Source organism: Clostridia bacterium (genome assembly GCA_028698525.1).
GTDB lineage: Bacteria > Bacillota > Clostridia > JAQVDB01 > JAQVDB01 > JAQVDB01.
Window position 1 is genome coordinate 1 of the sequence record JAQVDB010000060.1, and the last position, 11850, is coordinate 11850.

At 37.3% G+C, this 11850-nt stretch carries 9 protein-coding genes; all 9 read right to left on the bottom strand.

All coding sequences use genetic code 11. The features are described from left to right. Nucleotides 1–2993: NADH-quinone oxidoreductase subunit NuoF (gene nuoF, locus PHP06_08800; protein MDD3840652.1), on the bottom strand; the 2993-nt coding region annotated here is incomplete at its 3' end. Next, complete coding sequence (locus tag PHP06_08805) at nucleotides 2980–3375, bottom strand: (2Fe-2S) ferredoxin domain-containing protein (GenBank protein MDD3840653.1); 396 nt, start codon at nucleotides 3373–3375, stop codon at nucleotides 2980–2982. The genes nuoF and PHP06_08805, both read right to left, overlap by 14 nt. After that, on the bottom strand, nucleotides 3359–3874 hold the full coding sequence (gene nuoE / locus PHP06_08810) for an NADH-quinone oxidoreductase subunit NuoE (GenBank protein MDD3840654.1): 516 nt from the start codon (nucleotides 3872–3874) through the stop codon (nucleotides 3359–3361). The genes PHP06_08805 and nuoE overlap by 17 nt, the downstream gene beginning before the upstream one ends. A gap of 220 nt (nucleotides 3875–4094) precedes the next feature. Then, the gene (locus tag PHP06_08815; GenBank protein MDD3840655.1) at nucleotides 4095–6731 is read right to left on the bottom strand and encodes a sigma 54-interacting transcriptional regulator; all 2637 of its coding nucleotides are present in this window, start codon (nucleotides 6729–6731) and stop codon (nucleotides 4095–4097) included. Between the two features lie 24 nt (nucleotides 6732–6755). Further along, nucleotides 6756–7262, bottom strand: coding sequence for a methylated-DNA--[protein]-cysteine S-methyltransferase (locus PHP06_08820; GenBank protein MDD3840656.1), 507 nt, complete (start codon nucleotides 7260–7262; stop codon nucleotides 6756–6758). A gap of 478 nt (nucleotides 7263–7740) precedes the next feature. Then, nucleotides 7741–8070: a thioredoxin gene (trxA, locus tag PHP06_08825; GenBank protein ID MDD3840657.1), complete on the bottom strand. Its 330-nt coding sequence runs from the start codon at nucleotides 8068–8070 to the stop codon at nucleotides 7741–7743. 265 nt (nucleotides 8071–8335) lie between these two features. Then, nucleotides 8336–9664 (bottom strand): peptidoglycan-binding protein, encoded by a 1329-nt coding sequence (locus tag PHP06_08830; protein ID MDD3840658.1) that lies wholly within the window; start codon nucleotides 9662–9664, stop codon nucleotides 8336–8338. Nucleotides 9665–9941: 277 nt separating this feature from the next. Further along, nucleotides 9942–11000 carry an Ldh family oxidoreductase gene (locus PHP06_08835; GenBank protein MDD3840659.1) on the bottom strand — a complete coding sequence of 353 codons (1059 nt, stop codon included), beginning with the start codon at nucleotides 10998–11000 and terminating at the stop codon, nucleotides 9942–9944. An 11-nt stretch (nucleotides 11001–11011) separates the two neighbouring features. Beyond that, nucleotides 11012–11827, bottom strand: a complete 816-nt coding sequence (locus PHP06_08840; protein MDD3840660.1) for an SDR family oxidoreductase — start codon at nucleotides 11825–11827, stop codon at nucleotides 11012–11014. Nucleotides 11828–11850 lie beyond the last annotated feature (23 nt).

The following is an 11850-nucleotide window of genomic DNA, read 5'->3' on the forward strand; positions in this document are numbered from 1 at the left end:
GAAAGAGAAAGTTCTACTTCTTTAAAATTATTTTGACGCTGTTTTATATCCATCGACTTTTCATCAACCCTTTTTGTCTGTCTTTCTATCAAGGGAGCAAAATACTTTCTATCGTACCTTTGTAACTCATCCAATTGTTGTTGATTTCCCCCCAAGTACTTATCTATTTCATATGCAGCATTTTTACCATCTGCAATAGCCTGAATAACCGTGTCCGGCCCTCTTAGACAATCTCCTCCTACAAATACTCCTTGCATAGATGTCTTCAACGCGCCTTTATCTATCAATAATTTTCCGGTGGGGCCAATCCTTACACTGTTTGTTTCATCCAATCCTTCTATATCCTGAAATAATCCTATAGCCGTCAAAACAGTATCAGCATCTATCCTATACTCAGATCCTTTTTCAGGTACAGGCTTTCTTCTTCCCGATCTATCAAAATCAGACAATACCATTCTGCAACATTCCATACCTATTACTCTATTATCTTCATCGCAAAAAATTTTTTTAGGTATTACCTGGGTAAATATCTTTATACCTTCCCGTTCTGCCTCTACTATTTCAGACTTCTCTGCCGGCATATCTTTTTTGGTCCTTCTATACAAAATATCCACCTCTTGAGCCCCAAGTCGTTTGGCCACCCTTGCAGCATCAATAGCCGAATTCCCTCCTCCCACTACTACAACCTTTCTTCCTATCTGCATAGGATTGCCTAAATTTACATCTTTCAAAAAATCAACAGCAGAAATAACACCTTTAGCATTTTCACCAAGTATATTCAATGGCAGAGATTTATGACTTCCTATGGCAATGAACACTGCATCAAAATTCCTTCTTATATCCCTAAAAGACAAATCACTCCCCACCTTCATATTAGTTATCACATCCACTCCCTGGGATAAAATATATTGTATCTCTCTATTTAAAACCTTTTTAGGCAATCTGTATTCAGGGATGGTCAATGCCAGCATACCTCCCAAAACTTTCTCTTGTTCAAACACCACCGGCCTATATCCCCACCTTGCCAAATAATATGATGCAGTCAAACCTGCCGGCCCCGAACCTATGACAGCAATCTTTTTATTTTTATCCTGAGCAACATCTTTTCCTTGGCTTTGATGTATTTCAGACCAATGTTCAAATTCATAATCTGCAACAAATCTCTTCAATGTCTTTATAGCTATAGCCTGATCTATGCCAGCCCTCTGACACTTAAATTCACAGGGATGATTGCATACTCTGCCGCAAACAGTAGGAAACGGATTATTCTCTCTAATGACTTCAACAGCCTTAACGAATTGTTTCCTTTGTATATACTCAATATATCTAGGTACATCCACCCCGGCAGGACATGCATTCTGACAAGGGGCATTAAACAAAGCAGCACATTTAGAGGCTACACAATTGTTAAAATCGATATGGGCCTGATATTCGTCTCTGAAATATTTTATCGTATTCAGCACAGGGTTAGGTGCTGTTTGGCCAAGTCCACAAAGAGCAGTATCCCTTATTTCATTTCCAAGCTTGGCAAGCTTTTCTATGTCGCCCTTTTCCCCTTTACCTTTAGTTATCCTATCCAATATCTCCAGCATTCTTTTAGTACCCAACCTGCATGGTGTGCATTTGCCGCAGGATTCTTCCTGCACAAATTCAAGAAAAAATTTAGCCAAATCCACCATACAGGTATCATCATCCATAATTATCAATCCGCCTGAACCCATAATTGTACCCAGTTCTGTCAATGATTCATAATCAACCGGCACATTAAGGGCATCTTTGGGTATGCAGCCTCCTGAAGGGCCTCCTGTTTGGGCAGCCTTGAATGGTTTGTCGCCGATAATTCCGCCTCCGATATCATATATTATGTCTCCTAGTTTGGTACCCATAGGAACCTCCACCAATCCGGTATTTCTCACATTGCCTGCAAGGGCAAAAACTTTTGTACCCGGACTTTCTTTTGTCCCTATACTCCTAAACCATTGATGCCCTTTCAATAATATAGCAGGCACATTTACATAGGTCTCTACATTATTTATCAAAGTTGGATGTTCCCACAATCCTTTGTTTGCAGGGAAAGGAGGCTTAGGTCTCGGCTCCCCTCTCTTACCTTGCACAGAGGACATAAGTGCAGTCTCTTCACCACATACAAAAGCACCTGCACCCACCCTTATATCCATATCAAAATCAAAACCGGTATTCATTATATTCTTGCCTAATAGTCCGTACTCTCTTGCTTGATTTATGGCATGAGAAAGCCTTTGAACAGCTAGAGGATACTCCGCCCTTATATAAATATATCCTTGTTTTGCTCCTACTGCATATCCTGCTATCGCCATACCTTCAATCAGGGCATGAGGATCTCCTTCAATTATACTTCTGTCCATAAAAGCTCCCGGATCTCCTTCATCTGCGTTACAAACAACATATTTTATATAGTCTTCAGCTTTAGCAGTCAAATCCCACTTAATTCCAGTGGGAAATCCGGCTCCTCCCCTTCCTCTCAACCCGGACTTTTTTATTTCCTCAATAACTTTTTGAGCAGTCATTTGGTTTATTGCCCTAGCTAATCCAAAATATCCATCAAAGGCAATATATTCTTCTATTTGTTTGGGATCTATCTTCCCTACGTTTTTCAACGCAATCTTCTTCTGTCGATTAAAAAAAGGTATTTCTACCACAGTTTTCAGCTTATTCCCTGTATCAGGCTCTGTATAAAGCAGCCTTTCCACTACATTACCCTCATATAAATGCCGCTCTACTATCTCTTTTATATCATCACATTTTACCTGTTTATAGAATATCCCTTCCGGATATATCATCATCAACGGCCCTAATGAGCACAAACCCATACAACCTGTGACTATTACCTTTATTTCATCTTGGAGATTAAATCTGTTTATCTGTCTATCCAGCTCCTGATAAAATTCCTTTGAACCTGATGAAATACAGCCTCCGCCGCCACATATTAAAATTTGATTTCTAATCATACTCATTATACGTTACCTCCTCTTGCTTGAGCACCCATGGATAGATAATCCGCCCTTTTATCACATGATTTAAAAATATTATTCTTGCCTTATCTAAATCTGTACGATAATAAGTCACAGGCTTTGCATCTGGAAATACTATTTGGATAATAGGTTCCATACTGCACATCCCGATACAACCTGTTATTTTCAATGTTACATCTTGGAGATTTTTTTCTTTTATCAATTGTGTAAAAAGATCTATAATATCTTTTACTCCGACAGCAGCACTGCATTTGCTATATTTAACTACTATCTTTATTTTGTTTTTATTTTCCTTCTCCTTCTGCCTCAGATTATTGCATGCATATTCTTTTAACTCTTGGTAGCAGCTATAGGCTATCATCATCTTTCCCTCCTTCTATCTGTTCCATTATGTGTGTCATTTTATCTGGAGTAACCAGGGTATAAACTTTTTCATTAACAGTAATCACAGGCCCTAGTCCACAGGCCCCTAAACATCTCAATACTTGTATGCTGAACTTCCCATCATCCGTGGTATCCCCGGGTTCTATTTTTAAAATCTCTTTCAACTTTTTTAAAATTTTTTCTGACCCTTTTACATAACAGGCAGTGCCTTTACAAACTCCTATACAATATTTTCCCTTAGGCTTTTCTGAAAAAAGTGAATAAAAGGTGACTATACTGTTCACCTCACTCAACGGTATATCCAGCCCTTGTGCTACCCTTTTTTGTATCTCTAAAGGAAGAAATCCTGTAGTTATTTGAATTTCATGCAATACCGGTATCAGCGCACCCGGCTTTGCTTTATATTTTTGTATGATGCTATCTATTTTACTTTTATTTTCCTCAAATACCTGTCTTGCCTTTTCCTCAATGCTCTCCATATATTTCCCCTCCCAACATACATTTCTACTAATTTATAGCTGCAAGAATAGTGCCAACAGTGTCAGCCTTTAATTGGTTGAGATTAAAAAAAAGGTCTGTATAAAATAATGCATAAATGCATTATTTTATACAGACCTTTTCCACCCCTTAATCAAACAACATTAAGCAATGCATAGATAAATTAATAATGCATGAATGCATTATTAATTTATCTATGCATTATTCCCCTTTATCCTGATCCATTGAATACTTTTGCATCTTCCTTACAACAGTGGATTGGTTTATCTCAAGGGCCTCGGCAATCTTATAAGTAGTTTTATATAAACTCCTGGCCTGAGTCAATAATTGTTTTTCTACCTCTTGTAGCGCTTTTCTCAAGGGTATAATCCCGTTCACTCTAACTTTCTGTTCACTATATTCAGCACTACTATCAAAACAACTTTGTAGATCATAAAGGCTGATTATATTTGTTTTAGAAGTAACAACAACACGCTCAATGATATTTCTCAACTCTCTTACATTCCCCGGCCATTCATATTCTAAAAACTTTTGTTTAACCCCTTTAGATATGGTTTTGTTCATCCTATATTTTTTATTAAAAACATCTAAAAAAAAGTACATAAGAGGGATTATATCATCTCTTCTTTCTCTTAAAGGAGGTATAGTTATTGGAACTACATTGAGACGATAGTATAAATCTGCCCTAAACCTGCCCTCCTTTACCATCTCACCAGGATCACTGTTGGTAGCAGCTATTATCCTCACGTCTATATCAATAGGGCTTACTCCACCTATCCTCATTACAGCTCCTTCCTGTATAACTCTTAATAGCTTAACCTGTTGTGATAAAGGCAATTCCCCTATTTCATCTAAGAATATAATGCCTTTATCGGCTAGTTCAAACATTCCCGGTTTTCCATGTCTGTGTGCACCGGTAAAAGCACCGGTTTCATACCCGAACAATTCCGATTCTATCAAAGAAGAAGGCAAGCTGGCACAATTCACCTTGATAAAAGGTTTGTCTTTCCTATCGCTTAAATTATATATAAAGTTTGCCACCACCTCTTTTCCTGCTCCTGATTCACCCAATATCAATACAGTAGAATCTACTTTCGCCACCCTTCTTGCCAATTCTAAAGTAGATGTAAACTCCCTGCTATGGGATATTATCCTCATAGTATCCAGATAAGATGTGATTTTTTTATTTTTGTTGTTTATTATGCTGTCGTATTGCTTTCTAAATTGCTCTATCTCTTCATAATCCCTTATATTTATAATCACCCTATACAATACCCCGTTGCTATCAAAAACAGGATTGCCGGTGGCGAGCACCTCTTTTTGATTTCTTATGCTCTGAATGAGAGTTACCGGTTTTTTACTCCTCAATATAATCAATCCGATTGAAGGGTATAAAATCTTAGCTTCTTCCAAGAACTTCACATTCTTCCCAACGATTTCATCTTTTCCCCTATCCATCATCTTCTCAAAAGCGTCATTTATCTTCAATATCTTTCCGTTTCCATCTGTAACACATATACCATCGAAAGAAGAATTGATAGTGCCCTTTAACTCCTCAGTCAACCTTTTTTCTGCATCCAGTCTCTGTTCTAATGATTTTAACAGATAATTCTTCTGTGATAGCAAATATGGCAAACACATCTGATTTTCTGCTATACCCTGATAAACTGCAATTGCCTTTTCTCTACAGGAGCTATATCCACAGGCACCACAATTTAACTGGTCTTTTATGTCCTGTTTACCTGTTTCCCTTAATATCTCATTTATCTCTTTCTCAGATGGAATAGCTAGCTGTTTATGCATATCTGCAAATTCTCTGTCCAAATCTATATGTAATTCCATAATATATAACTTGCCTTTGACTTGTTCTCCTAGTGGTATACTTCTCATATAATCCAATATCTGACCTTTTCTCTCCAAAAGGCTGCTATCATCTTTTACTTTTGGACCACTGATGCATCCTGAACAAAATAGGCAATCTGCTAGCTTTATGTAAGGCGTCTTTTCAAAACATTCCAATAGTTCAATGCATGGTTTTATCCCCTCAACTATTTCATGTTCTTCAGATAATATATCGTTGTATACATTTATATTTTTAAGCAACCCTCCTGATACAGGAAATAAATATCCTAGAGAAGCTGCAGGGCCATCAAATACCTGATCAGGTATATTTTCTTTATCGTTTGTAGCATACTCTAAAAACAACTCTTCACATTCTTCAAATGTAAGCACCTCGTCTATTAATCCTTTATATCCCTCTTCTTCCGCCTCCCATTTTTTAGCTACGCAAGGACCTATAAATACTATCTTTATGTCATCTGAATTTACAGTAAGCCTTATCAGTTTTGCCGTAGCTTGTGCGGGAGAAAGCACCGGTGCTAGATACTTGATTAAATGAGGGTAATGCTTTTGAATTAAGTTAACAATCGCCGGGCAGGTAGAACTTATATATCTGTTGTTTTGATAATCCAGCCTCTCGTATTCTTGTGCTACCAATTCTGCACCAACGGCCACTTCCCACACTTGCCAAAAACCCATCTTCTTTAATCTATAAATTAAATCCTTTTTGTTATGAAATTGCACAGGAAAAGAAGGAGCGACAATCGCAAATACTTTGCTGTCACTCCTTAAAATTTTTTTAACAGATAATTTGCTGTTTAATATCTTTTTCGCATCTTGAGAACACATCTTTACACAATTACCACAATATATACAGCGATCTTGCATCACCCGTGCCTGTCCGTTTTCTATTTTAACCGCCTTGGTTGGACAATTCCTAACACAAGAATAACACTGTTTACATCTTTCCAAAATAGTAGAAACTACTTCCCTAGCCACCAGAACTCACCACAGCAATATAAACTATTTGTAGCTTGCCTCCAATTCCAGAAGTCTCTCCTTCATTCGTTCTCCTCCTGCATAGCCTCCGATAGAACCGTTCTCCCTTATCACCCTATGACAGGGTATGATTATAGGCACCGGATTTTTGCCTATAGCGTTTCCTACCGCCCTTTGACCGTTATCCAGTCCTAAATACCATGCAACCTGTTTATATGAAAGGGTAGAACCATAACTGATGTCCCGCAGATAATTCCAAACTTTTAACTGAAATGGAGTGCCTCTCAAGTCAAAATCACAATCAAACTTTTTTACCCGCCCTCTTAAATATTCAAGCAATTGCATCTTTATAGAAACATGTTGCTCATTGTCATACTTTAAATGATAACTTCCAAAATTTTTTTTAAGCCATTTATTTATATTTATAATATCTTCACCCGGTAAAGCCAGCCTGCAAATGCCTTTATCACTAGAAAAAACCATCAACTTCCCCAGTATTGAATCAAAACTGCTCACAAAGATATTATTCAATTTAATCAGGTTCCCCTTCCTACTATAAGTATATGCTACATATCATTATAGATTAACTGTTAAATGACTCTTTATGTTATATTCTATAGTAATGCTTTTTTTCCTTTATTTTTTAGCATTAGTTTTTTCCATGTATTTCATAATCTCCTGGGCAATACCTTTAGCATCATCTATGTGATGGAACAATCCATAAAGCAGGGAGAAATACGAAGCAATTAAATCCCGAAATGGAAATAAGGCATATCGGCACATGGAAAAACACCTAGAGAGAGTTGGCCATACATATGACAAGATTCATAATATTATTAATGATAGCAGTTTAGAAAAAAATAAATAAACCTTAAAGAATATCTTAAATCATACATCTATTCTATACAAGCTCCAATGTAGACATAAAAAAGAGGCTGATCTGATATGATACTTCCAAAGTAGACAGTCTAATTAATTAAAAATAGACTATCTACTTGGAGGTATTTTTTTATAATTGCTGATTTATCATGTCTTCAAGATAATTTTTAGGTCGTGCTCCCACTGCTTTATTTACCGGCTTACCATCCTTAAAAAGAATTAAAGTAGGTATGCTCATAACCTGATATTCCATAGCTAGATTCTTCTGCTCATCTACATTTACTTTTCCAACTTTGGCTTTACCTACATATTGATCAGCAATCTCATCAACTATCGGTCCTACCATTCTGCAAGGTCCGCACCAAGGAGCCCAAAAATCAACTAACACCGGTTGATCAGAATTTATTACCTCTTCATCAAAATTGATACCTGTTAATTCAATTACATTTTTCCCAGCCATAATAGTTCTCCTTTCAATATATTGAAATATTATCTTTTATTTATAGTGTTGCTAGAAACACATATATTTATATCATAAAAATATAAATTATACACTGTCTTGATATTTTAATATACCCCCTGGGGGTTATCATTATTTTATTATAATCTACTTTAAATGTCAACAATGCAACGTAATTTAATTATATTTAATGTTTACCCTAGTATCCGTTTTTTAAAACAGTATTAATTGCTACAAAAAAATAAACCGGCAATTTTTTGCCGGTTTATTTTACTCCTGCAGCTATCTTCACCGCTTCTTGATGTCTTTGATCTGTCGAATTATCCATATGCCTTGTGCTGTTTTTAAAATGCACATCCATATGTCCATTGAAATTGTTACCCTTTATATTATCGACATCATGTGGCATAGCTGCGGCAGAAGCAGCAATTTTCCTCCCGTCCACATGGATCAATACAGGTCTCATTGTCCAACTCCAGCTTCCTCCCCATACCTGTTTCATTATCGCAGTATCACTGGCTGTCAAAGGCTCAACATCTGCATGATTTGCACCTATAGTCCTTTTAAGCTTCCATGTCTTTCCGGTATAAAAATCCTCGACTACGGCAACTTTGCCTATAGTCCATACATACTGAGCTTCAGTCCACCAATCCAAATATTCACCATGTTTAGATGAAACTGTAGCCTTTACAGGTATATGGTGTACAGGTATCTTAATTGTCTGACCTACCGATAAGTATGAATTCTCATTTAAATTATTTGCCTTCATCAATTCATACATGGGAATACCTTTATCGATACTGATGCTCCAGGCTGTATCACCAGATTTGACAGTATAGTTTTGATAAGTGATATAGGGCTGCTTGGCCCCGCTGGATGAATCTCCGCTTGACCCGGATGATGGGCTAATCAAAAGTCTCTGCCCCGGATATATCATTGTGCTCTTTAGATTATTATACTGCATAAGCTGATCTGTACTCGTATTATATTTAACGGATATCTTCCATAAAGTATCCCCAGGTAAAACAGTATAATATTTTTTGGAATCTACAAAAGCCTTATTTATAGCATTTATTGTATTTCTTCCTGCTATACCGTCTACATACAACCCTTTATCCCTTTGAAAATTGATCACAGATTGTTGAGTTATCCATCCATAGTATCCGGTAGTATTTGCTGAAAAATAATTTAGCTTTTTCAGAGCGGCTTGAAGCCTCCTGACTTGTTCACTCCTATGCCCATATTTAAGCACATCACTGTAAGTTAGGTAGGTACAATCTTTGTATCTTTTATGTGTGTTCTTTAGACAAGCATAAGTCTTAGGGCCTAATAACCCGTCTGGAGTCAACCCATTATCTTTCTGGAAGTTTATAATAGCATTTCTGGTCAAATTTCCATAATACCCAGTAGTGTTTGCAAAAAAATAGTTTAAATCCTTGAGCATTCCCTGGGCTTGTTTTACATCCTCTCCACTCATTCCATACTTAAGCATCCTAGAACCTAGTTGTTGCGCATATGTAGCAGAAAATGAGCTGAACAGCAAAATCAGCATTATACAGATTATTGTAAAAATTCTGACCTTTCTTTTGTACATAGACATCCCCTTTCCATTACAATACTCTAATGAAATTATATTTTATAAAAGACAAACAATTAAAATTTATTGCCTACAACAATAGTATAACTAATAATTATATAAATTTACAGATGTATTTATTACCAAATTGTTAACTTGTTTAAGAATTTATTACGAAATGTTAAATATGAATTAAAAACGTGAATTTTACATATTTGCAAAATTCACGTCATATTTAAAAAACCCAAGATTTATTATTTTGGGCAATTACCTCATATCTTCTGCTTATGTTGTTTTATTGCCAATTAATCGGAATCCCTGATTCTTCCTGCAATCCTATCAATGCCTCTTCAACATCCTTGGGAAGTACGATGCCCTTATTCATAGCTTCTTCATACCTCTCCCATTCCATTTCTCCTGGGTAGTAGATCCTTTCAGTTCCCTTTGCTTTAGGCGTACAATGCAAGTATTTCACCACAGACTCCATTCGTTTATTGAAAAGGTCGGGATCCATAAACTTAGAAATATCTATCACTATACACATATGAGAAACATTATTCTTCTTTTCCATGGAAAATAGCCAGCTAGGAACTTGTTTCATAATACCACCACCGGATAATACTCCGGTTAGTATCTCAACCATAAGGGCAATTCCATAGCCTTTATGTCCAGCCATCGGCTGCATGGCGCCTACATCAGGATAATGACTTGGATCAGTGGTAGGCAATCCGTCTTCATCGGTGATCCAAGTATCAGGTATACATCTTCCATCCTTTCTGGCCTGTATCACTTTCAAAGATGCTACCGTACTCATGGCGATATCCAGAAATACTGGGGAATAGCATCCGGCTGGTACACTGTAAGCTATGGGATTATTCCCCATCACCTTATCCTTTGCCCCGGGTATCGTCATATTGGCATCTACATTACTGAACACCAGACCAATCATATTTTCTTTTGCCGCCATATTGGCATAATAACCGGCTGCACCAAAATGGGATCCGTTTCGCACTACTGCACAGGCAATACCACAATCTCGGGCCTTTTTAATAGCAAGTTTCATCGCTTTATAAGCCGGAACCATACCGATAGCCGAATTTCCATCAATCAATGCATAGGCGGAACCTTCTGATAAAATTTCAGGATTTGCGTGGATATCTATACCTCCGGCTCGCATTTTACGGATATAATTGTGAAGATTTTTAGTTCCATGAGTATGAATACCGTAAGCATCCGTTTCACTGAGGACCTGGGCAGTAATTTGCGCATTTTCTTCTTTCATTCCTTCTTTCATCAATGCCTGTTCACAGAACTCTTTTAAATATTTAAGATAAATTATTTTTTGTTTTTGCATTTCATTCCCTCCTATATTCCCCAGTAGGCAGAAAAACCACCATCAATAGGAATAACAGCACCGTTAACAAAAGAAGCGGCATCTGAGCAAAGCCATAATACCGGTCCTGCAATCTCTTCCGGCTTTCCATATCGACTCATGGGGGTTTTATCTAATACCTTTCTGCCTCTCTCGGTAGGATTTCCGTTTTCATCTACCATGAGAAATCGATTCTGCTGTGTTAGTAAAAATCCCGGTGCAATAGCATTTACGCGAATATCAGTAGAGTAATTTTGATTGAAATGCACTGCCATCCATTGGGTGAAATTACTCACAGCTGCTTTTGCACCTGAGTAGGCAATAGTTTTAGTCAAAGGATGATAGGCCGCCATAGAAGATATATTAATCACACAACCCTTGCCTGATTCTAAAAATAATTCTCCAAAAACCTGTGTCGTCAATACAGCTCCCATTACATTTAAATCGAAAACCCACTTGAGAGCCTCTGGATCCAGATCGAAAAAACTGAGTTGTTCTGCAGTGGTAGCTTCTTTTTTGTTTCCACCTGCTCCGTTAATCAAGATATCAATAGTACCGTATTTATCTACCACATAGTCCTTAGCCTTCTCTAGACTTTCCCGATTCAACACGTCTGCCCTACAAGCGATGGCCATTCCACCATTCTCTATTATTTCATCTGCAATGGCCTGTGCCTTATCCTCAAATAGATCCAATATAGCTACTTTGACACCTTTGTTGGCCAGTTCTCTAGCCATGACACTGCATAAGATCCCTGCACCACCGGTAATAACTGCCGTATTGTTGGCTAGGTTAAAGCTTACACTCATCTAGCTTCAGCACTCCTTTCTCC